This window comes from Microbispora catharanthi, assembly GCF_006334915.2.
In the GTDB taxonomy this organism is placed as follows: Bacteria; Actinomycetota; Actinomycetes; order Streptosporangiales; family Streptosporangiaceae; genus Microbispora; species Microbispora catharanthi.
In genome coordinates this window covers 275,942-300,076 of sequence record NZ_VDMA02000002.1, presented here as the reverse complement: position 1 = coordinate 300,076, position 24,135 = coordinate 275,942, and the positions used below count along the sequence as shown (strand labels likewise).

At 70.7% G+C, this 24,135-nt stretch carries 23 protein-coding genes; 16 read left to right on the top strand and 7 right to left on the bottom strand.

All coding sequences use genetic code 11. The features are described from left to right. The first annotated feature begins 40 nt into the window (after positions 1–40). The gene (locus FH610_RS04580) at positions 41–1,264 is read left to right on the top strand and encodes an aminotransferase class III-fold pyridoxal phosphate-dependent enzyme (protein WP_139572990.1); all 1,224 of its coding nucleotides are present in this window, start codon (positions 41–43) and stop codon (positions 1,262–1,264) included. Positions 1,265–1,377: 113 nt separating this feature from the next. Here the strand turns inward: FH610_RS04580 and FH610_RS04575 are convergent, their stop codons facing one another. Then, positions 1,378–2,490, bottom strand: coding sequence for a GNAT family N-acetyltransferase (locus tag FH610_RS04575; protein WP_139572989.1), 1,113 nt, complete (start codon positions 2,488–2,490; stop codon positions 1,378–1,380). A gap of 106 nt (positions 2,491–2,596) precedes the next feature. Between FH610_RS04575 and FH610_RS04570 the strand changes: the two genes are divergently transcribed. The 7 genes from FH610_RS04570 (at position 2,597) to FH610_RS04540 (ending at position 10,368) form a co-directional block, all read left to right on the top strand. Continuing rightward, positions 2,597–3,460: a tRNA (adenine-N1)-methyltransferase gene (locus FH610_RS04570; RefSeq protein WP_139572988.1), complete on the top strand. Its 864-nt coding sequence runs from the start codon at positions 2,597–2,599 to the stop codon at positions 3,458–3,460. Between the two features lie 205 nt (positions 3,461–3,665). After that, positions 3,666–5,429, top strand: coding sequence for a proteasome ATPase (arc, locus tag FH610_RS04565; RefSeq protein ID WP_139572987.1), 1,764 nt, complete (start codon positions 3,666–3,668; stop codon positions 5,427–5,429). 222 nt (positions 5,430–5,651) lie between these two features. Next, positions 5,652–6,896, top strand: coding sequence for an acyltransferase family protein (locus FH610_RS04560; RefSeq protein ID WP_205825549.1), 1,245 nt, complete (start codon positions 5,652–5,654; stop codon positions 6,894–6,896). Between the two features lie 76 nt (positions 6,897–6,972). Beyond that, positions 6,973–8,490, top strand: coding sequence for a depupylase/deamidase Dop (gene dop, locus FH610_RS04555; protein ID WP_139573226.1), 1,518 nt, complete (start codon positions 6,973–6,975; stop codon positions 8,488–8,490). 76 nt (positions 8,491–8,566) lie between these two features. Beyond that, the gene (locus tag FH610_RS04550; RefSeq protein ID WP_338104515.1) at positions 8,567–8,767 is read left to right on the top strand and encodes a response regulator; all 201 of its coding nucleotides are present in this window, start codon (positions 8,567–8,569) and stop codon (positions 8,765–8,767) included. Positions 8,768–9,178: 411 nt separating this feature from the next. After that, the gene (locus tag FH610_RS04545; protein ID WP_139572986.1) at positions 9,179–9,994 is read left to right on the top strand and encodes a hypothetical protein; all 816 of its coding nucleotides are present in this window, start codon (positions 9,179–9,181) and stop codon (positions 9,992–9,994) included. Beyond that, positions 9,991–10,368: a GntR family transcriptional regulator gene (locus tag FH610_RS04540; RefSeq protein WP_139572985.1), complete on the top strand. Its 378-nt coding sequence runs from the start codon at positions 9,991–9,993 to the stop codon at positions 10,366–10,368. Before FH610_RS04545 ends, FH610_RS04540 begins: the two co-directional genes overlap by 4 nt. Positions 10,369–10,452: 84 nt before the next feature. On the opposite strand, the gene FH610_RS04535 is transcribed toward FH610_RS04540, so the two are convergent. Continuing rightward, entirely contained in the window at positions 10,453–11,778 is a 1,326-nt protein-coding gene (locus tag FH610_RS04535) for a sensor histidine kinase (protein ID WP_139572984.1), read from the bottom strand. Between the two features lies 1 nt (position 11,779). Continuing rightward, entirely contained in the window at positions 11,780–12,493 is a 714-nt protein-coding gene (locus FH610_RS04530) for a response regulator transcription factor (RefSeq protein WP_276607628.1), read from the bottom strand. A gap of 113 nt (positions 12,494–12,606) precedes the next feature. Here FH610_RS04530 and FH610_RS42715 point away from each other — a divergent pair, with 113 nt between their 5' ends. Further along, positions 12,607–13,224 carry a hypothetical protein gene (locus FH610_RS42715; protein ID WP_161627912.1) on the top strand — a complete coding sequence of 206 codons (618 nt, stop codon included), beginning with the start codon at positions 12,607–12,609 and terminating at the stop codon, positions 13,222–13,224. 358 nt (positions 13,225–13,582) lie between these two features. On the opposite strand, the gene FH610_RS04520 is transcribed toward FH610_RS42715, so the two are convergent. After that, on the bottom strand, positions 13,583–14,539 hold the full coding sequence (locus FH610_RS04520; RefSeq protein ID WP_139572983.1) for an NADP-dependent oxidoreductase: 957 nt from the start codon (positions 14,537–14,539) through the stop codon (positions 13,583–13,585). Between the two features lie 109 nt (positions 14,540–14,648). On the opposite strand from FH610_RS04520, the gene FH610_RS04515 reads away from it, so the two are divergent. Both FH610_RS04515 and FH610_RS43215 read left to right on the top strand, forming a co-directional pair. Continuing rightward, positions 14,649–15,215, top strand: a complete 567-nt coding sequence (locus FH610_RS04515) for a TetR/AcrR family transcriptional regulator (RefSeq protein ID WP_205825548.1) — start codon at positions 14,649–14,651, stop codon at positions 15,213–15,215. A gap of 62 nt (positions 15,216–15,277) precedes the next feature. Next, positions 15,278–15,433 (top strand): hypothetical protein, encoded by a 156-nt coding sequence (locus FH610_RS43215; RefSeq protein ID WP_167538675.1) that lies wholly within the window; start codon positions 15,278–15,280, stop codon positions 15,431–15,433. Positions 15,434–15,486: 53 nt separating this feature from the next. On the opposite strand, the gene FH610_RS04510 is transcribed toward FH610_RS43215, so the two are convergent. Then, complete coding sequence (locus FH610_RS04510; protein ID WP_139572981.1) at positions 15,487–16,512, bottom strand: hypothetical protein; 1,026 nt, start codon at positions 16,510–16,512, stop codon at positions 15,487–15,489. A gap of 53 nt (positions 16,513–16,565) precedes the next feature. On the opposite strand from FH610_RS04510, the gene FH610_RS04505 reads away from it, so the two are divergent. The 4 genes from FH610_RS04505 to FH610_RS04490 all read left to right on the top strand — a co-directional run bounded on the left by FH610_RS04505 (position 16,566) and on the right by FH610_RS04490 (position 19,446). Next, on the top strand, positions 16,566–17,177 hold the full coding sequence (locus tag FH610_RS04505) for a TetR/AcrR family transcriptional regulator (RefSeq protein ID WP_205825547.1): 612 nt from the start codon (positions 16,566–16,568) through the stop codon (positions 17,175–17,177). A gap of 3 nt (positions 17,178–17,180) precedes the next feature. Further along, positions 17,181–17,360: a hypothetical protein gene (locus FH610_RS04500; protein WP_139572980.1), complete on the top strand. Its 180-nt coding sequence runs from the start codon at positions 17,181–17,183 to the stop codon at positions 17,358–17,360. 297 nt (positions 17,361–17,657) lie between these two features. Beyond that, positions 17,658–18,551: an IS982 family transposase gene (locus FH610_RS04495; RefSeq protein ID WP_139572979.1), complete on the top strand. Its 894-nt coding sequence runs from the start codon at positions 17,658–17,660 to the stop codon at positions 18,549–18,551. Positions 18,552–18,585: 34 nt separating this feature from the next. Further along, on the top strand, positions 18,586–19,446 hold the full coding sequence (locus FH610_RS04490; RefSeq protein WP_139572978.1) for a class I SAM-dependent methyltransferase: 861 nt from the start codon (positions 18,586–18,588) through the stop codon (positions 19,444–19,446). A gap of 109 nt (positions 19,447–19,555) precedes the next feature. Here FH610_RS04490 and FH610_RS04485 read toward each other — a convergent pair whose 3' ends face one another. After that, positions 19,556–20,608, bottom strand: a complete 1,053-nt coding sequence (locus FH610_RS04485) for a serine/threonine-protein kinase (protein ID WP_139572977.1) — start codon at positions 20,606–20,608, stop codon at positions 19,556–19,558. Positions 20,609–20,914: 306 nt separating this feature from the next. Between FH610_RS04485 and FH610_RS04480 the strand changes: the two genes are divergently transcribed. Next, positions 20,915–21,124: a ubiquitin-like protein Pup gene (locus FH610_RS04480; RefSeq protein WP_079315247.1), complete on the top strand. Its 210-nt coding sequence runs from the start codon at positions 20,915–20,917 to the stop codon at positions 21,122–21,124. A gap of 264 nt (positions 21,125–21,388) precedes the next feature. Here the strand turns inward: FH610_RS04480 and FH610_RS04475 are convergent, their stop codons facing one another. After that, the gene (locus tag FH610_RS04475) at positions 21,389–24,133 is read right to left on the bottom strand and encodes a glycoside hydrolase family 38 N-terminal domain-containing protein (RefSeq protein WP_240808762.1); all 2,745 of its coding nucleotides are present in this window, start codon (positions 24,131–24,133) and stop codon (positions 21,389–21,391) included. Positions 24,134–24,135 lie beyond the last annotated feature (2 nt).

Genomic DNA, 24,135 nt, shown 5'->3' with positions numbered 1-24,135 from the left:
CCCCACCTCCCCGATTCCCCCGATCTCAGGAGTGCCGCCCATGTCCCTCGACGCCTCCCTGCGGGCCCGTGCCGCGAAGGTCATCCCCGGTGGCATGTACGGCCACCTCAACGCGGCCCTGCACGGGGACCGCTACCCCCAGTTCTTCGTGCGGGCCGAGGGCGCCCGGCAGTGGGACGCCGACGGCCGTGAGTACGTCGACCTGATGTGCAGCTGGGGACCGATGATCGTCGGCCACCGCAACCCGCGGGTGGAGGCCGCCGCCGCGGCGCAGCAGGCGGAGGGCGACTGCCTGAACGGCCCCGGCCCGGTCATGGTGGAGCTCGCCGAGCTGCTTGTGGACCTCATCCCCTCCGCCGACTGGGCCATGTTCTCCAAGAACGGCACCGACGCCACCACCCAGGCCCTGATGGTGGCCAGGGCGGCGACGGGCAGGACCAAGGCGCTGGTCGCCCACGGCGCCTACCACGGCGCCGACCCCTGGTGCACGCCCGGTCTGTCGGGGGTCACCCCCGACCAGCGGGCGGACACGATCGAGTTCACCTACAACGACCTCGCCGGCGCCGAGGCCGCCGCGGCCCAGGCGGACGGCGACGTCGCCGCCATCCTGGTCACCCCGTTCAAGCACGACTCGTTCGAGGACCAGGAGCACGCCGACGCGGACTTCGCCCGGGGCGTGCGGGCGCTGGCCGACCGGATCGGCGCGGCGCTGGTCATCGACGACGTACGCGCCGGGTGGCGGCTGGACCTGCGCGGCTCGTGGGAGCCGCTCGGCGTGCGTCCCGACCTGACGGCCTGGAGCAAGGCGATGGCCAACGGCTTCCCCATCGCGGCGCTCACCGGGACCGACGCGCTGCGCGGGGCGGCCCAGACGCTGTACTCGACCGGCTCCTTCTGGTTCTCGGCCACGGCCATGGCCGCCGCCAAGGCGACGATCGAGATCCTGCGCGAGACCGACGGCGTCGCGCTCATGCACCGGGCCGGGACCCGGCTGCGCGAGGGGCTCGCCGCCCAGGCGGCCGCGCACGGCTTCGTGGTCCGCCAGACCGGCCCGGTGCAGGTGCCGTGGCTGTCGTTCGAGGGCGACGACACCCTGGAGAAGGGCATCGCCTGGGCCGGAGCCTGCCTGGAGGAGGGGGTCTATCTCCATCCCTGGCACAACTGGTTCCTGTCGGCCGCGCACACCGACGAGGAGATCGACCGGGCCCTCCAGGGCGCCGACGCCGCCTTCGCCAAGCTGAGGGCCGCGTACGGAGCCGACTGAGGCGGCCTGCACCGGCGTGGCCGGGACGCCCGACGGGCGTGCCGTGCCGCGGACGCCCCCGCGCTCGGGCGCCGGGTTCCGGGCGGCGCCCGAGCGCGGGAGGTCCGTTCCGCTCAGGGGCGTGTCCTGGCCCACTGGATGTCGTCCAGGCGGGTGCCTCCGGGGCCGGGCAGCAGCCCCTTGACGAGGTGCTCCCGGGTGAATCCCGCCCGTTCGAGCACGCGGTGGGAGGCCGTGTTGCCGGGCGAGGTCCCGGCGACGATTCTTCTCAGCGGCGTGTTCGCGAACGCCCACTCGACCAGCAGGTTCGCCGCCCGCGTCACCAGGCCCCTGCCGCGGAAGTCGGGACGGAGGCTGTAGCCGAGCATCGCCTGGCCGAGCGGCGGGATGACGCCGGTGAGCTGGATGTCCCCGGCGAACTCGCCGGTCGCCGCGTCCCTGATGGCGATGTCCGCCCGCTGGCCGGTCAGCCACCGGTGCCCGGCGTACCGGCAGACGACCTCGGTGTCCGCGTACTCCGGCTGCGTGGGCGGCACGTGCGAGTCCATCACGTCGGGCACCGAAGCCAGCGCGAAATAGTCCGCCGCGTCGGCGGTGGTCAGCGGCGTGAGCCGGACGACGCCGTCGGTGAGCGAGCCGCCGGGGAACCCTCCGGGGAAGAACGGCAGGAAGGGCGCGATCGGGTCGCCGGGGTCGGTGCTCAGCCGCCCGAACACCGCCAGGTCGACGCGGACCTCCCCACCGGTGGAGCCGGCCGCGCGCAGCACGCCCTCGTGCGTGAAACCGCACCGGTGGGCGACCTGCTGGCTCGGGACGTTGTCCACCTCGGCGATCAGCGAGATGCGGGGGACACCCCGGGCGAAGGCCCGCTCGGCGAGCACCCGCACGGCGGCCGTGACGACGCCGCGCCCGCGAGCCCAGGGCGCGAGCCAGTAGCCCACCTCCGTCGCGCCGAACCGGTCCGGCGGCTTGAGCCCGGCGGTGCCGAGCACCTGGTCGGTGGCGGCGTCGGCGATGAGGAAGTCGGCGCCGCCGTTCTCCCAGGTGGCGGGGACGACCTTCGTGATCCACGCCAGCGCGTCGTCACGCGTGTACGGCGAGGGAACGAAGGGGATGAACCTCGCGATCTCGGGGTCGGCGCAGGCTCGGGCGATCTGGTCGGCGTCCCCCTCGACCGGCAGGCGCAGAACGGCCGGCCCGGCGGGGATCGCCTCTTGGGGCAACATGTCCCATTGTTACCAGCAGTGACACCGCACCGGCCAGGTGTTTTCCCGGCCGTCGCCGCTCCCCGTCCGGGCGAATCTCGTCGGTCGCGGCACTAGCCTTTTCCGCATGGGTTTTCGCAGGCACGGCCCCTTCCGGGCCGGAGATCAGGTCCAGCTCACCGACCCCAAGAACAAGCGGCACACGGTGACGCTGAAAGAGGGCGGCGTCTTCCACACGCACAAGGGGTCGATCCCGCACGACGACCTGATCGGACAGCCCGAGGGGTCCGTGGTGCGGTCCTCAGGCGGCACGGCCTACCTGGCGTTCCGGCACCTGCTCGCCGACTACGCGGTGTCGATGCCGCGCGGCGCCGCGGTGGTCTACCCGAAGGACGCGGCCCAGATCGTCGCCATGGCCGACATCTTCCCCGGCGCCCGGGTGGTCGAGGCCGGCGTGGGGTCCGGCGCGCTCACCTGTTTCCTGCTGCGCGCGGTCGGCCAGGAGGGGAAGGTCACCTCCTACGAGCGGCGCGCGGACTTCGCCGAGGTGGCCACCAAGAACGTGGAGAAGTTCTTCGGCGGCCCGATGGGGCAGTGGCGCCTGGTGGTCGGTGACTTCGTCGACGCGCTGGACGAGGCGGACGTCGACCGCGTCATCCTCGACATGCTCGCGCCTTGGGAGTGTGTTGACGCGGCGGCGAAGTCCCTTACCCCCGGGGGAGTTATCTGCTGCTATGTTGCGACAACGACCCAGATGTCCAGAACGGTGGAAACCCTGCGGGAGCACGGGAGTTTCACCGAGCCTCACGCGTGGGAGACCCTGGTTCGCGACTGGCATGTCGAAGGTCTCGCCGTACGGCCCGACCACCGGATGGTCGGCCACACGGGATTTCTCGTCATGGCCCGTCGCATGGCGGACGGCGTCACGCCCCCGCCGCGGCGCAGGCGTCCCGCCAAGGGGGCGTATGGAGAGGGGATCGAACAAGTGTGACGATTCAGCCACAACCCGGCAAAGCCGCGTGACACGGGAACATATGGGTGTGTTCCTAATGGTGAACCGAACAATCGGTCCATAAGGTATCAAACGCCGAACACCCAACGTAACTACACGAACACTGCCCGGCCAGGTTACGTACAGCGCCAAGATAGGTAGGGTCTTGAGTAGTCGTTCTCGACGGGGAAGGAGGTGACGGGGCGTGGCAGCTCGCGACGACGCTGAGGCTCGAGCCGCGCAGCGCGAACGGGAGGTCGCGGATCTCACAACACAGGTCTCCTTCCTGCAAGAGGAGATCACCGCGTTGCGCCGGAAGCTGGCCGAGTCTCCCCGGCAGGCCAGGGTCATCGAGGAGCGTCTCCACGAGGCGCAGGCACAGGTGGCCGCCCTCACAAGCCAGAACGAGCGTGTGGTCTCCACCCTCAAGGAGGCCAGGGATCAGATCGTCGCCCTCAAGGAGGAGGTCGACCGGCTGGCACAGCCGCCGTCCGGATTCGGCGTTTTCCTCGAGGCCAGGGATGACGGCACGATCGAGGTGTTCACGGGCGGGCGCAAGCTCCGTGTGAACGTCAGTCCGGCGGTCGACGTCGACTCGCTCAAGCGTGGCCAGGAGGTCATGCTGAACGAGGCGCTCAACGTCGTCGAGGCCCTCGGCTACGAGGACGTCGGCGAGATCGTGATGCTCAAGGAGTTGCTGGAGAGCGGCGACCGCGCGCTCGTCATCTCGCACGCCGACGAGGAGCGGGTCGTCAAGCTCGCCCACTCGCTGCTGGACCAGCCGCTGCGGGCCGGCGACTCCCTCCTGCTCGAACCCCGTTCCAACTACGTCTACGAACGCATCCCCAAGTCCGAGGTGGAGGAGCTCGTCCTCGAGGAGGTCCCCGACATCTCCTACGAGGAGATCGGCGGCCTCGGCCGGCAGATCGAGCAGATCAGGGACGCCATCGAGCTGCCCTACCTGCACGCCGACCTGTTCCGCGAGCACAAGCTCCGGCCGCCGAAGGGCGTGCTGCTGTACGGCCCGCCCGGCTGCGGCAAGACGCTCATCGCCAAGGCGGTGGCCAACTCCCTGGCCAAGCAGGTCGCGGAGAAGACCGGCCAGTCCGGCAAGAGCTTCTTCCTCAACATCAAGGGCCCCGAGCTTCTCAACAAGTACGTCGGTGAGACCGAGCGGCACATCCGCCTGGTCTTCCAGCGGGCGCGTGAGAAGGCGTCCGAGGGCACCCCGGTGATCGTGTTCTTCGACGAGATGGACTCGATCTTCCGCACCCGCGGCTCCGGTGTGTCCTCCGACGTCGAGAACACCATCGTCCCCCAGCTCCTCTCGGAGATCGACGGTGTCGAGGGCCTGGAGAACGTCATCGTCATCGGCGCCTCCAACCGCGAGGACATGATCGACCCGGCGATCCTGCGGCCCGGCCGCCTGGACGTCAAGATCAAGATCGAGCGGCCCGACGCCGAGGCGGCCAAGGACATCTTCTCGAAGTACATCGTCAGCGACCTGCCGCTGCACCCGGACGACCTGGCCGAGCACGGCGACAGCCGCGACGGCACGATCGCCGCGATGATCCAGCGGGTCGTCGAGCGGATGTACGCCGAGAGCGAGGAGAACCGCTTCCTCGAGGTGACCTACGCCAACGGCGACAAGGAAGTCCTCTACTTCAAGGACTTCAACTCCGGCGCCATGATCCAGAACATCGTGGACCGGGGCAAGAAGATGGCCATCAAGGAGTTCCTCGACACCGGGCAGAAGGGCCTGCGGATCTCGCACCTGCTGGCCGCCTGCGTGGACGAGTTCTCCGAGAACGAGGACCTGCCCAACACCACCAACCCCGACGACTGGGCCCGCATCTCCGGCAAGAAGGGCGAGCGGATCGTCTACATCCGCACCCTCGTGCAGGGCAAGCAGGGCACCGAGGCCGGGCGGTCGATCGACACGGTCGCCAACACCGGCCAGTACCTGTAACACCCCGGCTCCGGCCGGACCGGTGCCATCGAGGAGCGGCGCGACCCCGGGTCGCGCCGCTCCTCCGGCTTTCCGGGCCCTTTCCGGCGTCGGCACGCAGACAGGCGGCAGCAGGCGGGACAAAAGTGACCTTTCGTGACGATCGTGATCCGAGGGAACCGAAACCCTGAGTGATCACGTCAAAGAAGGCATGATCTTCCTTGGCTCGCGCGGGTGACCGCTGTGGGACAGCCTGTAAGACAGCCGGTGCGCCGGTCCGATCCGGCCTCGGCCGCGCCGGACGCGGTCCCCGTCCGGGCCGCCGCCGCGGCCGTCGGGAGCCGCCGCCTGGTCGAGCTCGACGTCCTGCGCTTCGTGGCCGCCTTCGCCGTCATGGCCTTCCACTTCATGGCGGCCAGCAAGTCGCTGTGGGACGAGTTCCCCACCAAGCTGTTCGAGCCGGTCGCCCGCCTGACCACGCTGGGCATCCTCGGCGTCGAGCTGTTCTTCCTCATCAGCGGGTTCGTCATCCTGATGAGCGTCTGGGGGCACACGATCGGGGAGTTCGCCGTCTCCCGGGTGTCGCGGCTGTATCCGGCGTACTGGTTCGCCGTGCTCGTGATCTTCATCATGTACCGCTTCAGCGGGGTCGCCGGGTTCGACCCCAAGCTCAGCGACGGTGAGTACCTGCTCAACCTGACCATGTTCCAGGGGGCCTTCGGCGTGGGCCACGCCGGCGGCGTCTTCTGGTCACTCTGGGTGGAGCTGCGGTTCTACGTCCTCGTGGCGCTGTTCTCTCTCGTGGGGATCACGCTGCGGCGCTGCCTGGTGTTCCTGGCGGCCTGGTTCGGCCTGGCGCTGCTGGCCGAGTTCACCCAGAACGAGACGCTGGTCTTCGTCTTCATGCCGCGGCAGGCGCCGTACTTCATCGCGGGCATGGCCTTCTTCCTGATCCATCGCTTCGGGGTGCGTTCGGGGGCTTTCATCCCGTGGCTGCTCGTGGCCGCGGGCTACGGAATGTCCCTGTACGCCGCCATGGAGCGCGTAGGGGAGCGGGTGCGCCTGGTCGGCATCAAGCATTACCCCGCGCCCCCTGAGGCCGTCGTCGTCGCGATCACGGTCGTCTACCTTCTGATGGCCGCGGTCGCCCTCGGCTGGCTGCGGTGGGTGCGCTGGCGCCGCCTCGTCACCCTGGGGGCCCTCACGTATCCGCTCTATCTCCTGCACCAGACGGTCTCGGCCGTCGTGATCCCCGCGTACCGGGACGTGATCGACCCGTGGCCGCTGGTCGCGATCACGATGGCGGTCTCGATCGGGCTCGCGTACCTGATCTACCGTATGGTGGACAAGCCCGGTCAGCGCTGGCTTCGTGCCAGGCTGGGGGCCCTGCTCGACCGGTCCCGGAGGTCCCATCCCCGGGGCCGTGGGGGTGCCTCCCGGACTGCGACGGCCATTCCGGCGCAAAGTCCCGAGGCATCTGTGCCGTAACTGTTCGGTAGCAGGGCATAGAGAAAGGGCTAGGCTCGGATATGGACTACGACGGCCTGAAGCAGGCGGGGTGCGAATGACGGTTCGGCGGGTGATGGGCATCGAGACCGAGTACGGCATCGCCGTGCCCGGTCAACCGGGAGCGAACGCGATGGTGACCTCCTCACAGGTCGTCAACGCGTACCTGGCGGCGTCGGCCGCCCGGGCTCGCCGGGCCCGGTGGGACTTCGAGGAGGAGAACCCGCTCCGCGATGCCCGAGGGTTCGACCTGGCCCGTGAGGTGGCCGACCAGAGCCAGCTCACCGACGAGGACCTCGGGCTCGCCAACGTGATCCTCACCAACGGCGCGCGCCTCTACGTCGACCACGCCCACCCGGAGTACTCCACACCCGAGTGCACCAACCCCCGGGCCGCGGTGCTCTGGGACAAGGCGGGCGAGCGGGTGATGTACGACGCCGCCGTGCGGGCGTCCGCCGTGCCCGGCAACGCCCCCATCCAGCTGTACAAGAACAACACCGACGCCAAGGGCGCGTCGTACGGCTGCCACGAGAACTACCTCATGCGCCGCGCGACGCCGTTCGCCGACATCGTCAGGCACCTGACGCCGTTCTTCGTGTCGCGGCAGGTCGTCTGCGGCGCGGGCAAGGTCGGGATCGGCCAGGACTCGCGCGGCGAGGGCTTCCAGATCAGCCAGCGGGCCGACTTCTTCGAGGTCGAGGTCGGGCTGGAGACCACGCTCAAGCGGCCGATCATCAACACCCGCGACGAGCCGCACGCCGACCCGGAGAAGTACCGGCGGCTGCACGTGATCATCGGCGACGCCAACATGTCGGAAATTTCGACATATTTGAAGCTGGGCACGACGGCGCTGGTCCTGGCGATGATCGAGGAGGGGTTCCTCACCATCGATCTGACCCCCGAGTCGCCGGTCGCGGCGCTGCGCGCGGTCTCCCACGACCCGACCTGCAAGTACGAGATCGCGCTGCGCAACGGGCGGAAGATGACCGCCGTGCAGTTGCAGATGGAGTACCTGGAGCAGGCCCGCAAGTACGTCGAGGACCGCTTCGGCTCGGGCGTGGACGACCTCACCAAGGACGTGCTCAACCGCTGGGAGTCGGTGCTCACCCGGCTCGCGGAGGACCCGATGCAGTTGTCCCGGGAGCTCGACTGGGTCGCCAAGCTGGAGATCCTTGAGGGCTACCGCACCCGCGACAACCTGCCGTGGTCGCATCCGCGGCTGCAACTGGTCGACCTGCAGTACTCCGACATCCGCCCCGACCGCGGCCTGTACAACCGGCTGGTCGCCAGGGGCCGGATGCAGCGTCTGGTGACCGACGAGGACGTCGACCGCGCGGTCGAGATGCCGCCCACCGACACCCGGGCCTACTTCCGCGGCCGGTGCCTGCGGCAGTACAGCGAGTCGGTCGCCGCCGCCTCCTGGGACTCGGTCATCTTCGACATCCCGGGCCGCGAGTCACTGCAGCGCGTGCCGACCTTGGAGCCGCTGCGCGGCACCAAGGCGCATGTGGGCGACCTGCTCGACCGGTGCCGTACGGCCGCCGACCTCGTCGCCGCCCTCACCGGCGAGGGCTGAGCGAGACCGGCGCCGGCCGGTGACCCCGATCAGCCGTGCCGGGTGATCCGGGGGGACCGGCACCCCGCCGGCGATCGTGCTCGACCTCGGTCTGCCCGACATGGACGGCGCCGACCTGCTGCGCATGCTCCGCGCGGCGAGCCGTGGCCCGGTCATCGTCGCCACCGCCAGGGACGGGAAGGCCGACATGGTCCGCCTGCTCGACGCCGGTACCGACCGTTACGTGGTCAAGCCCTACAGCGCCGCGTGGCTGGCCGCGCTTGTACAGCCGAGCTGACCACGTGCCGCGAAGCCCAGCGCGGAAGGGGCGAGTGCGGGCACTGCGGCGCCCTGCCTGCCGAGGACGACAACGACGCCGACCGGCGTGGGTGACCCATGATGACCGTGCATCCGCCGCCGATGCGCTGCCGTGGAACTGGTGGTGTCGGCAGAGGCGTGAGACGTTGCCGTACCCCGCGGACGTCGGCCGTTGGTGGGGTCTGCAGCTGGACCGCGTACGGATAGCCGAGATCGCCGACACCGACGAGTACGGCGCGTGAGGGCTCTCGCGACAACCCGCCTCCGCGCCGACGCTGCATTCACGCACCGGCCGAACGGCCACGTCCCGATGAGGAGCTCACGGGGCGTTGACTTTGTCTCAAGGTATGTCTCATGATGTTGCTACAAATCTTGCGACAAAGGAGGGGTTATGGCCCATGAACCGTTACCGGACGCCGGCCCGTCGGCGCGTGCCGCCGATCTGCGACTGGCGGGCGAGTGGCTTTCCCGGCACGGCCTGTCCGGTGCCCGCCCGACCCCGCTGCTGGCCAGCCGGCTGGCGGTCCGGGGACGCGCCCGCCTCGCCGCTCACCTCATCCTGGCCGTGCTGATCATCGCGAGTGCGCTCGCCGCCACTTCCGCCTTCGGTGGCTTCCAGTCGCATCGCCCGCTGCCGCTGCTGGCCCTGACCGCGTTGGTGGCCGGGCTGCTGCTCGCACAGTCGCTGCTCGACTGGTGGGTGCGACGCGTCGATCAGCGGGCGGGCGCGTCGCTGTCCCGCAGGGCCGCCCATCCGATCCAGCCCGGCTGGCGGGCCGTGCTCGGCCTGCCGTACGCCGTCTTCGCGGTCGCCACGTTCGCCGGCGCGATGGTGCTGGCCGGGAGCGCCCTGGCCGTTCCCGACCCCACCGTGCGGCAACTGGCCGTCGTCCTGCTGATCGGCCTGCTCGGCGTGACAGCCATCAGCGCCATGCAACTGCGCCACCTGCTGCGGCGCCCGGTCGTGGCGGAGGACGAGGAGTCGCTGATCGCCGACGTCATCATGCGCGTCGAGGACGCCCGCGACCTCACCACGCCGAGCGTGCAGTGGTCGCTGCCCATGGTGCTGCTGTTCGGCACCGCGCCCGGCTGGTTGAGCGCCGCTGCGGTCGCCAACGTCATCTTGGGCGTGGTCGCGTGCGTCGCGCTCCGCGTCAGGACGCCGTCGAGCGCGACGGTGGCCCGGCGGGTGATGAGCGTCCGATGATCGTCATCGACGCGGCCTCGCCGGTGCCGCCGTTCGAGCAGCTGCGGGCCCAGCTCGCCCGGCAGATTCAGGATCGCACGCTGGCCGTGGGCACCCGCCTTCCGACCATCCGCCAGCTCGCGGCCGACCTTGGCCTGGCCGTGAACACGGTCGGCCGGGCGTACCGGGAGCTGGAGGAGGCAGGACTGATCGAGACGCGCGGGCGGGCGGGCTCGTTCGTGTCGGCCGCCGGCGAGGATGGCCTGGAGCGGGCCCGCCGGGCCGCCGCCGACTACGCGGCCGTGGTCGCCAGCGTCGGCATCGATACGGGCGAGGCGATCCGCATCGTGCAGGCGGCTCTGACATCCGGCACGGTGACACCGGCCTCGTCGTGACCGCGACCCGGCCGCGGGCGCGTCGGGCGGCGATGCCGGCGAGCGCATGGGGCGAGAAGTCAGTACCCCCCGCGGCTGCGCCTCCTACACGCGGGCCCGCACCGCAAGGTCACCCAGCGGGTACGCAACAGACCGTCCGGACAACGGGAAGACCGCGCGTAGCCGTGCGCCCGGGCTGTGCGGGACGACATGGAGGGTCCCCCCGTGAGCCCGCGCGATATCCCGGGCGATCGGCAGCCCCAACCCCGAGCCTCCCGTGTCCCGGGTGCGGGCGTGGTCCAGGCGGGTGAATCGGTCGAAGACGATGGTGTGGTGTTCCGGGGGGATGCCGGGGCCGTCGTCCACGACGTCGAGGACGGCGTGGTCGTCCGGAGACGTGAGGGTGACGTGGACTGACGTGGAGGCGTGGCGGACCGCGTTGTCGACGAGGTTCGCCACAAGGCGGCGGAGTTGGTCGGCGGAGCCGTTGACGAGCAGGTCGGGGGTGAGGTCGAGGTACACGTGGACGTCCGGACGAGGGCGTTTGCGGACGGCCTCCTCGGCGACGACCTGGGCCAGGTCCAGTTCCTCGGCCCGCGACAGGGGTTCGCCGGCGTCGAGCCGGGCCAGCAGGAGGAGGTCGGCGGAAAGGGACTGGAGGCGTGCGACATCGTCCAGTGCCGCAGTCGCCAGCGGCTTCTCGGCGGGCAGGGCCAGCTCCAGTCGGGTTCGCAGGATCGCCAGTGGGCTGCGGAGTTCGTGTGCGGCGTCGGCGACGAACTGTCGCTGCGCGTCGACGGCGGTCTGCAGCCGGTCGAGGGTCGCGTTGACGGTACGGGCCAGTGCCGCGATCTCGTCTCGGGTGTCCGGTTCCGGCACGCGTTCGTGCAGGCCGTACGCGGTGATGTCGGCGACCTTCGCCCTGATCGCGGAGACCGGCCGTAGCACGCGGCCGACCGCCAGCCAGGTGAACAGCGCGACCACCGTGAGGAGCGCCGGAACCCCCGGGATCAGCAGGTTCCTCAGCGTGGTCATCGCCGCCAGGGCGGGTCCCTTGGAGGCCTTTCCGAGGACGGTGACCGGGCCGTCCTCGGTCTCGAACGTCCGTCTGACCACGAGCACGGCCTCGTCGGGTAACGGGGGGCCGTCGTCTTCGCCGGTGGCAGCCGAGCCCGGCAACGGTCCCTTCCCGCCCGGCGGCACCGCTCCCTTTCCAAGCGGTGGCACCATTCCCTTTCCGTACCCCGGGTCGCCCGGCTCCGACTCCGCCTTCAGATGTTGCATCTGTTTCTTGGCGTCGTTCGCCGCCAACTCCTTGGTGGAGGCCGTCAGGCTCGAGTCCAGCGCGGCGAACAGCGCGATCGAGGCCAGGCAGAGCGCCGCCGCCACCGCGGCGGTGGCCGTCAGCGTCGTGCGTAGACGTACGCCCATGTCAGCCCTCCAGCCGGTAGCCCACGCCCCGCACGGTCTTCAGCGTCGTCCGTCCGAACGGTTTGTCGATCTTGCGGCGCAGCGCGCTGATGTAGACCTCGACGACGTTCGAATCGCCGTCGTACGCGAAGTCCCACGCCCGGGCGAGCAGCTCGGACTTGGTCACCACCTCGCCCGCGTGCCGGGTCAGGCAGTGCAGGATCGCGAACTCCTTGGGTGTCAACGCGATCTGTACGTCCCCGCGACTGCACCTCAGCCCCGCCGGATCGACCCGGAGATCCCCGATGGTCAGCACCGTCGGCCGCTCCCGCACCTTGCGCCGGGCCAGTGCCCTGAGTCGCGCCAGCAGTACGACGTACGAAAATGGCTTGGTCAGATAATCGTCCGCGCCGATGTCCAGTGCCTCCGCCTCGTCGTACTCTCCGTCCTTCGCGGTCAGCATGAGGATCGGCGTCCAGTTCCCGGCCTTCCGCAGCTTCGCGCAGACCCCATAGCCGTGCAGCAACGGCAGCATCACATCCAGCACGATCACGTCGTACGAATGCTCGGTCGCCATCCACAGGCCCTCGCGCCCGTCGTAGGCGAGATCGACCGCGAAGCCCTCTTTGGTCAGGCCGTCTTTGAGCAGCTCGGTCAGCCTGCGTTCGTCTTCCACCAGAAGTAGGCGCACGGCAACAGGGTGAAGGTAAGAACCTAAGGTGAACATGAAGATCATCGCTTACCTCTTCAGGCTCGCTTCAGGTGTAGGGGCCCAAACTGCTGAGCGTTCCGTCAACCGATCACGGGCAGCCCCCCACGGGCAGCCGATCTAGGGGAGTGACCAGCAGAATGAAGAAGAGGAGCATGATCCTCGCGGGGGTCGTCATGACGGTGGGCCTCGGCATCGGCGGCGCCACGGCCGCGTCCGCGACCTCCACCGGCGCCCCGAAGCCGGGGGTCGGCTGCGCCGTGAAGGGTGGGCCGACGGCCATGGGGGAGGGCAAGACCACCGTCAAGGTCGACCAGGACGGCAAGGTCTTCGTGGACGGCAAGGAGGTCCCGAAGAGCAAGCTGCGCACCTTCTGCAAGCGACCTCCGCTGCCCGGAAAGGGCGTCGCCTGCATCATGAAGGCCAAGGGCGACAGGGCCGACAAGGGCGGCAAGTTCTGGGAGGACAAGTTCAGGGGCGGCAAGGTCTTCGTGGACGGCAAGGAGGTCCCGAAGAGCAAGCTGCGCACCCTCTGCAAGCAGCCTCCGCTGCCCGGCAAGGGCGTCGTCTGCATCGTGCACGTCAAGGGCGACGGGAGCGGCGAGTTCGGCACGAGCGACGAGAAGGTCTACGTCGGCGGCAAGCCGGCCCCGGAGGGTAAGGCGCGCTTCAAGTGCCCCCTGCCCAAGGAGCTCGGTGAGGGCATGGATGACGTGCACCTCGGGGACGACGCCCCGGTGACCGTCACGCCGAACTGACACACGACTCGCCGCAGGCGCTGACCACTCCATGCGAACGTCCCGTCGGCCACCTCACCGGCGGGACCTTTCCGCCGGTCAGCGCGTGCGAGCAGTTCGAGCGTCGGGTTTGAGGTCCTCGGGGAGGAGATCAAGCGAGCTTCTCCAGAGGTCATCGCTCGGGAGGGTAGGCATGCCGGGAAACTGGGCTGCCTCATGATTCGGCGGCACTCTCGGCATGCGCGTCATCGTCCAGGGCCGCCGAGAATGCGGCGATGAGTGCCGCAGCTTGTCAGAGGCTGTCGCGCCAACCGGGTCCGGTCCGTCCCCGCCCGATCAGTGACGACGACATCGCGTTCATCGTCGCGACGGCCTTGATCTAGAGGTCGATGACGACCTTGCCGTGCACGTGCCGGCCGGCCTGGAGCTCGGCCGCGCGGCGGATCTGCTCGACCGGGAAGCTCGCCGCGATGGGCACCCGGAGTCGGCCCGCCGCGACCAGGCGGGCGACCTCTTCCAGGGCGCCGGGGGCGGCGTTCGCGCCGTTGGCCGTCGACACGCCGTCGACTTGCGCGGCGATGGTGCAGATGCGGCCGTCCGGGACGCCGAGTTCCCTTGCGGCGTGCACTGTCTCCGTCCCGTGCAGGTCGATGGCGGCGGTGACACCGCCGGAAGCGAGGGCTCGGACCCGGTCGGCCAGGCCGTCGCCGTAGGCGACCGGCTCGGCTCCGAGATCGCGCAGGAAATCGGATGATGTCGCCGATCCCGTCCCGATCACGCGCGCTCCTGCGATCCGGGCCAGCTGGACGGCGAACACCCCGACCCCGCCCGCCGCGCCGCCGATCAGCACTGTGTCGTCCGGGCCGGGGTCGACCACGGCGAGGGCGGCGGATGCCGTGCGGCCGGCGATCGTGAGGGTGGCGGCGGTGCGGTCGTCGACGCCGTCGGGAGTGTAATGGGCCTCGTTCGCCGCGATCCCCCCGGCCAGGTCGATCACGACGAAGTCGGAGACCGCGCGGGACAGGGCGCCCCCGAACACCCGGTCGCCGGGCGCGAAGCCGGTCACCCCGTCACCGACCTGGTCGACCAGTCCCGCGTAGTCGGTCCCGAACCCGGCCGGGAGGCTCAAGCCGAACCGGGCGGCGGTGTCCGCGTCGGCGGTCATGATCCAGTCCATCGGGTTCAGACCGGCCGCGGTGACCCGCACGCGGATCTGTCCCGGGCCGGCCTGCGGAGCGGGAACCTCACGGATGTCCAGGACTTCGGGGCCGCCGAATGAATCGAGCCGGACCGCCCTGCTCCTGCCCGTCGGCGGTTGATCGCTCTGTTCCTGCATGTACGCCTGTCTCCTTGGGGGCTAGGGAACGCCTTGAAACGGACTATGCTCCGTTTCCATGGATGACCCTAACACAACCGGAGCGTGATCCGTTTTGGCTGAGGCGGAGATGCGCGCGCCACGGGCGGACGCAACCCGTAACCGCGACCACTTGCTCGCGGTGGCGACCCGCGTGTTCATGTCGGCTGACGCCGAGCCGTCGATGCGTGCGATCGCCCGCGAGGCCGGAGTCGGCATCGCCACGGTCTACCGGCACTTCCCGACCCGCGAGTCGCTGGTCGATGCGGTCTACCGGGACCAGGTCGTGCGGCTGACGGCCGGCGCCCGCGAGCTGCTCGGCCAGCTGCCTCCGGCTGCGGCGATGCGGCGCTGGATGGACTTGTTCGGGGACTGGATCGCGACCAAGAACGGCATGCTCGACACGCTGCTCGCGATGATCGAGTCGGGCGAGATCGCCCATGCGCAGACCCGGAGCGAGCTACTGGCGGCCATCACCACGATTCTCGACGCCGGTCGCGTGGCGGGCGACCTCCGCTCCGACGTCACCGCCGAAGACATCGCCGCCTCCCTCATCGGCATCTTCACCGTGGCCCCCCGGCGCGAGCATGAAGCCAAGGCCGGTCGCCTGCTGGACCTCCTGATGGACGGCCTCCGGCCCGCCGCCCGGCCGGCCTGAGCCCGGATCGAGGCGGCTTGTAGGCCGATGCCGCCGACGCCCTCGTCGCCGAAGGCCATCTCGTGGACCCCGACGACCTGGCCACCGTCTGCCCCCTGATCACGCGCACCATACGCCGCTTCGGCGACTGGCACTTGGACCTCATCTCGCCCAAGGACGTCGTCGCCGCCAGGTCGCACCTGGCCCCCGGAGCGCTGTTTCCCACCACGCCGGTGTGACGCCCCAGACTGGCTAGACGAGTAAGTCCTATGTGATGGCACGGTGGTGGCGATCAGGGCGATGTCGTCGCGGTCCTGGTCCTGCTCGCATAGTGGCTAGCGAGGGCGTGGAAGGCTTCCTTCGGCTCCCACGGCATGCCGGGATAGGTGGTGGCTTGGGCGCCGTCGAGCATCTTGACGATGCCGTAGGAGCCGATGTCGAGGTCGTCTGTGGGGTTGGCGCGGTGCGGGAGCTCGAACCCGGCGAAGCTGAACCAGAAGACGGTGTCCATGCCGACCTCGTCGAAGACGGTCAGCAAGTCGTCCATGTAGCGGACCTGCTCGCCCTCGTCGCGTTCGGTGCCGGGCTTGACGCGGCCGTTCTCAACCACGGTCCAGCCGCCGGCGCCCCAGTCGGCCGCGCCGCGGAAGGTGCAGCAGCCGGCCTCGGTGACGGCGACGGGCTTGCCGTGGGTGAAGTGCTCGCGCAGGTCCTGGCGGAAGGTGGCGGCGTTGTGCCGGTTGCGGTAGGCGTCCACGCCGATGATGTCGAAGGGCGTCCAGTCGACGTGCTCGATGGGGATGGAGGCGTAGCTGAGCGGGCCGCCGAAGCGGGGGCGTACGGAGGCGGCGACCTGGGAGAGGAAGGCGTTGACGGGGCGGGGGAGCGCGGCCAGTGCCGCGGCGCGCTCCTCGGGCGCTGCGCGCAGGGCCTGCATGCGTTCGGTGAAGGTGTCGCCAGGCAGGTAACCGCGGGCGAACAGGCTCAGCTCGCACCCGGTGACGAGCACGACGTCGGCGCCCTGGCGGCGCAGCGTTTCGGCCCGGTCGGCGCAGTCGTCGAAGTAGGGCAGCATCTGCTGCTCGGTAAGTTCACAGGGAAATGGTGAGAACCAGACCTGCAGTCCGGCCTCGGCCGCGTGCTGGGCGGCGGTCGTGAGTCGATCGAGGTCGCCGCCGGTGATCCGGATGGCGTTGCAGTGCAGGTCGTCGGCGATGATGCGCATCTCGCGTGCGACGGTCGCCGGGTCGAAGAGGCTGCGGCTGCTGTCGCCGTTGGGAAAGGTACCGGTGTCGTACTGCACGCCTTTGCCACGCATGACTCTCCCCTAAGGTTCGTTTTGTTTCTTAAGTAGAAGATAAGATACATGATGTGCCTAAAACGGAGATGGATGGATCCCGGCGCAGACGCCGCCGGGGGGCGGAACTGCAGACGGTCCTCTTAGAGGCGGCCTGGCAGGAACTGCGCGCTGTCGGCTACCACGAGCTCACCTACGACGCCGTGGCCGCCCGCGCCCAGACGAGCCGGACGGTGCTCTATCGCCGCTGGCCGCATCGACGTGACCTGGTGCTGGCCGCCATGCGTCAGCAGGTGCCAGCACCCCCGCCCATACCTGACACCGGCTCTTTGCGCACCGACCTGCTGACCCTGCTCCGCCTGGTCAGCTCACGCATGATCGAGCTCGCCCCCGTCCTTCAAGTCATCGGCGACGGCCGGGCAGATGACAGCGATCTCACCGACTACCTGCGCGAGCGCCTCAGCCAGGCCGGTACGCGCGAGATGGACGCCCTGCTCCAACGCGCTGTGGTACGCGGCGAGATCAACCACGCCCGCACCCCGGCCCGGGTCGCTGTCGCGCCCATCACGCTCGTCGCCGTGGAGACGCTCGTCCATCACCGTCCGCTGCCTGAGACCGCACTCGCCGAGATCGTCGACCAGATCGTCCTGCCCCTGCTCGCAAGCCACGATCGAGACGACACGTAGGAGATGCCGGCATGGCAGGCGCCGCCGTGGCCAGGGGCGGGGCTGCGCTCGTACGCAGTGCTGGCCGGCGACGAGGGAAGCGCCGGGTGCGCCGGGGCGGCGTGGCGCCGTCGCGGCAGTGCGGCCGCCAGGAGAGCGACGGCGGCCAGCACCACGGCGATGGCGGCGAAGGCCTGCCCGTAGCCGGCCGCCAGCTCCTGCGCGGGGCCGGGCCGCCGGGTTCGCCACCCTCCCCCGCCGTTGCAGCGACCAGGGCGGCCAGGCCGAGCGCGCCGCCGATCTGCTTGCCGGTGTTCATCAGCCCGGAGGCTGCCCCCGCGTCGGCCGCAGCGACGATGAGCACGCGATCGTCGGTGCGGCGCATCAGCCACGGCGTCACCTTCAGGCCCACCAGCATGGTTAGCAGGGTGTTCGGCAGGAACGCCAGCCCGGTCTGTGGCCGGTGATCAGGAATGAGCAGAGGGCATTCAGGATCATGTTGTGACGCAAGACCTGAACACCCTCTTGACCGCACTGTACGTGAAGATCGACGACGAGTTGGGCGGACCGCGATGGATGGGCAGACCTCCCGTGTTGACCGACTCCGAACTGGTCTGTGTCGCGGTCGCCCAGTCGATGCTCGGCTTCACTTCCAAGGCCCACTGGCTGCGCTACGCCCGCAAGCACCTGAGGGACCTGTTCCCCTACTTGTCGCAGCAGTCCGGCTACAACAAGCGGCTGCGCGCCGCGCTCGGGCTGATCAAACGGGTCATCCGGATGCTCGCGAAATCGAGCGACTTCTGGCTCGACGACTGCTGGATCGTGGACTCCACCCCGATACCCTGTGGCATGTCCCGGCCCACCGTGAAACGCTCAAACCTGGCCGGATGGGCGGGCTACGGCTACTGCGCCAGCCACTCGCGGTTCTACTGGGGGCTGAAGCTGTACCTGGTGTGCACCCCTGCGGGCATGCCGATCCTGTGGGCCCTGGCCGACCCGAAGATCGGCGAGCGCGAGGTACTGGCCGCGCTGCTCGAAGTCGAGGCGGGCGTGGCGGCTGAGCACGACGGCATCCTGCTGATCTGCGACAAGGGGTTCGCCGGGAAGGACTTCGAGACGCTGCTGGGCGAGTATGGGATCAGGATGTTGCGGCCGTCCCGCAAGGACGAGAAGGCCCGCTACGGCGAGCCGATGCTCAAGAAGGTCCGGCAACTGATCGAGTCGGTCAACGACACCCTCAAGGGCCAGCTCAACCTGGAAGACCATGGTGGCCGGTCCTTCGAGGGTGTCGCCGTCCGCGTCGCCCAGCGCGTCCTTACGATGGCCACCGCGATCTGGCACAACAACGCAACCAACGCCCCGATCACCCGGTCGCTGATCGCCTACGACCACTGACCGGAGATCGGACTTACTCGTCTAGGGTGAACGCATGACCGATGCGGCGGGACGGGTCGAGCCGTCCGGGGTGTGGGCCACAGCCTTGGGTGTGGCCCGGGTGAGGGCGATGGAGACGGCCCGCGAGCAGCCGCTGTTCCGGGACCCGCTGGCCCTGGCCTTCGCCACGGCCGGCGGGAGAGGCCCTGGGGTGCCGCCGCCCCCGCACGCGGACGAGGCGGCGCGGCGTCGCCGGCTCGCTGTAGCCTTCTCGATCGTCATCCGGACGAAGTTCCTCGACGACCTGCTGGACCGGGCGGTCGCGTCCGGCGTCCGGCAGGTCGTGCTGCTCGGAGCCGGGATGGACAGCAGGGCCTTCCGGATGGACTGGCCTGCGGGGACCCGGCTGTTCGAGGTCGACACGGCCGAACCGCTGGGCTTCAAGGCGTCGGTGCTGCGTCAGGAGCGGGCCGTTCCGCGCTGCGAGCGGATCACCGTCCCGATCGACCTGCGTGAGGACTGGCCCGGCGCCCTGGCCGCGGCCGGGCACGATCCGGCGCAGCCGACGGTGTGGATCGCCGAGGGACTGCTGATCTATCTGCCCGAGGACGCGGTGCAGTCGCTGCTCGAACGGGTCGGCGCGCTGTCCGCTGCAGGCAGCAGGATGGGCCTGACACTGGGCTCGCCCGGTGTGGTCGAACGCTTCCGCGGGGACGCCACTCCGGGATCGCCGGCGTCGATGTGGGTCTGGGAGATGCCGGAAGACCCGGTTGGCTGGCTGGACGGCCTCGGCTGGGAGGCGGAGACCTTCACCCTTCGTGAGCGCGCCGAGGCCTACGGGCGTCCGGTGCTCACCCCGTCGCAGCAGGACGAGGGCGTCGGCGGACTGGTCTCGGCGGTGCGCGCGGCGCGCTGAGCACGATGAAGGCCGGCCCCCACATGTGGCGGGGGCCGGCGCGGCCGAGCTGCTTGACCGGCTCGCCGCCGACCCGTCCCGCGAAGCCGGAGGCCCGGCGGTCCGGAGGCTACGGGAGGCGCGGAGGCCCGGGTCGGCGGGACCCGGTCGTGGGGGCGGGCCAGTAGGGATTGTCCCGGCGACGCGACTCCACGTCGTGGAAGCGTCCGGTCGTGAGCTCCCCGGGTGCCAGAGGCCACCCGTGGCCGGAAGGCGGCGGCTTGTAGGGGTGCGTCCCGCTCGGCTTGGGCGCGGTGCGGCTGGGCAACTCTCCGGCCGTACGGCCCGGCGTCGCCGCCGGGATGCCCTGCCGCCGCAGAACGTCCACGAGCACGTGCATCGCCTGGTCGACGGTGAGCCGTTCGTCCGGGTCGTGCCGCAGCAGGCCCTCGATCAGCGGTCGTAGGAGGCCCGCCCGGCGCGGCGGCTCCGGCTCGCGGCCCAGCAGCGCCGCGGCCGGCAGCGGCTCCGTGGTCGGATAAGGCGGCCGCCCCTCGACCCCGCAGTAGAGCGTGGCGCCGAACGACCACAGGTCGGCGGCGGGGGCCAGGCCCTTCCCGCGCAGCCGCTCGGGGGCGAGGTAGGCGCCGGACCGCGCCACGGGCACGGTCGTCGACCCGCCGGGATCCCGGTCGAAGGCGGCGATGCCGAAGTCGGTCAGCACCACCCGGTCCTCGGTCAGCACGACGTTGGCGGGCCGGATGTCCCCGTGGACGACGCCCATCGCGTGCGCGTGCCGTACGCCCGACAGGAGCTGGAAGCCCACCCAGGCGGCCCAGTGGACCGGCAGCCGGCCGAGGTGGCGGACGGTGGCGCCCAGCGTGAGGCCCTGCAGGAGCTCTGTCACGATCCAGAGCCGGCCCTTGTCCTCCAGCAGGTCGTGCACGGTGATCACGGCCGGGTGGCTGAGCCGGGCCGCGGAACGGGCCTCCCGCAGCGCCTGCCGCCGGGCGGCCGGCAGGTCGGCCACGTCCACCCGGTACGGCGGCTGCACTTCCTTGATCGCGACGTCGCGCTTGAGGCGGAGATCGTGTGCCTGCCACATGATTCCGCCGCCGTCACGATGGAAGGGCGTCAGCAGCTTGTACCGATCCGCCAGCAGTTGCCGTGCGTGCGATGCCATCGACCACCCGTGCGCTAGGTCGTGCCGTGATCCATCAATTGTCGTCCCGGACGCGGTCGCTCTGCGCCGAAAGGCGGCCACGGGGAGTGTGAGGTCGATAACGATCCGGTCTAACGAAGACGGTTCCCGTGGGCCGGCATTGCCCGCCGCAGGCCCGAATCCCCGCGCGTTTGCCTTCCCGGCGTTCACCGGGTTGTCTGGCCACAGTGGCCGGGCCGAAGATCGCACGCTCTTTCGCGCGCATTGTCGGTCGGTTCGGGGAAGATATGGGGAGAGGCGTCCCCCCGAGCAGCGGAGGTGTCAGGGATGGCGACCAAGGAGACCGGCGGCCAGAAGCAGACAGGGCGCCAGGAGCACGAAGTCGAAGAGACCGAGGCGCAGGCGTCCCCGGACGTCCAGGAGCGCCACGAGAAGCTCACCGACGACGTGGACGCGATCCTGGACGAGATCGACGAGGTCCTCGAGGAGAACGCGGAGGAGTTCGTCCGTTCCTACGTGCAGAAGGGGGGGCAGTAGCCCCGGCGGGAGGCGTCCGGGCCGGTGGCGGTCGCGCCGGGGGAGCTTCCCCCGGCATGGCCGCCGCCGGGCCCGGAAACTCCGGTCGAACGCGCCCTCGCCGCCGCGCCGCGATGACCGGCGCGCGAAGCCGTCCTCGGCGACGATGCGGCAGACGACGTGCCAGACGATGACGTGCCAGACGACGCGGTATCCGGCAGGCGTCCCGGTTCCACCGGCCCCGTGAAGGTGGCCCCGATGGGGTGACGCCGTGCAGGCCGGGTGTCAGGCTCCGCCGAGAAGAACGGTCGCGATCTCGAACGGATTCAGCGGGACGCGCACTGTCCGCCATGACCCAGGGGACCTCGCGGGCCCCTGTCCGTCCGCCCCGTCGCCGGGGAACACCTCGTCGCGGGACACCTCCAGAGGGCTCAGGGGAGAGCCCAGCACGCCGGCCGTCCAGGCCGCGGTGAAATCTCCCCGGACGACCGCCTCGGTGGCCGTGGAATGCTCGGCCACCAGGCGGACCTCCAGCCGTCCGTCCCGCTCGCGCAGGGCGGCCATCATGACGCCGTCCCCGCTGATCGCGACGCGACCGCCTCCGCCCGGGCCGTCCCCGTCCATGTCCCCCGCCTTGGCCCCGCCGGTGCCCGGTACGGCGAGCAGGTCGTGGCGGAACTCCTCGGCGAGCCTCGGCAGCCCGGCCTCGTGCCACTCGCCCGCGTACGGCAGGACGGCGAAGCGCACGGCCAGCGGCCCCTGGCACTGGGCGGCCGGGGTGGGCACCTCGGGCCCGGCGGGCTCGTCGCGGTAGGGGTTGCGGTTCCTGGACAGGTAGCCGACGGACCGCACGAGCGTCAGCGCCATCTCCGTCCCGTCCCCGCCGATCTCGTCCCTGACGATCTCGTATTCGGTGACGTGGTCGAGCAGCACGGCCAGGCCGCCGGCGGCGGCGAAGGACTCGGCGGGGAAGGTCGGGATCGGGCGTTCGCCGCCCCCGCCCTCGGCCGCCAGGCCGCGCCGCACCACGGCGAACTGCCCTTCTGCGTACGACTCGGCCGCCGCGCGGGGCAGCGGCGCGTGCCAGCGGACGCGGTGGTCGCGGCAGCGCACGTCCATCGTGATCTCGCACCGCGCGAACGGCTCGCCCGCCCTGAGCTCCACCCGGGTCGTGACGGCCGTGGGCACGGTCTCGTCGTCGCCGAGGCCGGCCGGCCAGTCGTACACCCGCGTGATCTCGTACGCGCCGGTCAGCGGGCCCGAGCAGACCTCCTCGACGACGACGCGGGAGGGCCGGTCGAGGAGCCGGTCGTCCGGCGGGGGCGCGTGGTTGTAGGTGTCCCCGGCGTCCCCGCCGTGGACGATCCGCCCGACGCCGTGGACCTCGGCCCCGTCCGCGCCGCGCAGCGAGAGCGTCCCGTCGCCGGCCACGCGCACCCGCAGCAGCCCGTTGTCCAGCACCGGCTCGAATCCGTACGGGTCGGTCTTCAGGGCGTTCGCGACGGGTGCGGTCAGGCCGGGCGCGGGCGGACGGGCCGTGAGGACGGCACGGCCGAGCGGCGGCACGGTGACCAGCGCGGCCACGGTGACCACGGGCTCGGCCACCGTGCGGACGACCCACGGCCCGGGACCGGCCTCCAGGACCGCCCGGCGCAGGTCCTCGTAGGCGTACGCGCCGGAGGCGTGCCTGCTCACGGTGACGGTGAACACGCCGTCCCCGGCGTGCCAGGAGACGATCTCGTGGCCGTACAGTTCCCGCTCGTGGACGCGCCCGAGAAGCCGGGAGAGGTCGTCCATGACGGTCTCGTCGAGCAGGGTCGGAGCGTGTTCGAGCCGCTGGACGGGGACGGCCCGCCCCGAGGCGTCCGCCAGGGACGCGCGGTCCTCCGGCAGGTCGGCGAGCACCAGGCCGGTCCGCTCGAACGGGGACGGGTTGACGACCACGAGCGCGCCCTTCGGCGCGGCCTCGGCGAGGGACGCCGCGACCAGGTCCACGACCGCCTGGGCCGTCTGCCCGGCCTCGGCGATCCTCGCGGCCACCTGCTGGGCGGTCTCGTCCGAACCGCAGCCGGTGACCGAGTCGTGCCCGCTGCAGGCGATGACCGACCGCCAGGCCATGTCGATGAGGCGTTCACCGGCGGACCGGTCGGCGAGCCACAGCGCCGACAGCGGTTCCGCGTAGCGGGTGAGGACCCGCTCGGCGCGGGCCATGGCCTGCTTCAGCGGCACCCGGGCCGAGATCACGCCGGGCAGGATGTTGGCCCGCGCGTGCGAGCGCAGCTCGCCCGCCACCCGCGGCACCTCTCCATTCGCCGGATCACGGGTCAGGGCCTCGGCGAGGGTGGCGACGCGGAGCCCCGACGCGGTGATCTCGCGGGCGGGCGCCGAGTGGTCCGCGCCGTACATCGCCAGCAGGGTGTCACCGGCCGCCCAGCCCTCCGCCGTGGAGACGAAGGCCGTCACGCGGTCGGGCATGCCCTCGGCCGGGCCGGTGAACAGGCCGAAGGCGTTGCCGTAGCCGCCGGGCAGATATCCGGTCCTGATCGTGGTGCCGTCGGCGCCGGTCCAGTCGAAGGCGTCGCGGTCCACGTGCGCGGGCACGCCGCGCCACAGGCACGCCAGGCGCAGCCCCGCCAGCGCCAGCATCTGCGGCATCTGGGCGCAGTGGCCGAACTGGTCGGGCAGGTAGCCGACGGGCATCGCGCTGCCGAGCGCGGCGGCGCCCCGCATGCCGTACTCCAGGTTGCGCAGCAGGGTCTCGCCCGAGCACAGGAACTCGTCGGCGAGGATCAGCCAGGGCCCGACGGCCAGCCGTCCCTCGGCGACGAAGCGGGCGACGTCGCCGCGCCGCGCGGGCCGGATCTCGAGGTAGTCCTCGATCGCCGCGAGCTGGCCGTCCATCGTGAAGCGGTAGGCGGGGTCGGCGGCCATGGCGTCCAGGACCTCGTCGAGCACTCGCACCAGCCCGACCCGGAACCGCTGGAAGGGGAGGTACCACTCCCGGTCCCAGTGCGTGTGCGGGACCACCACGA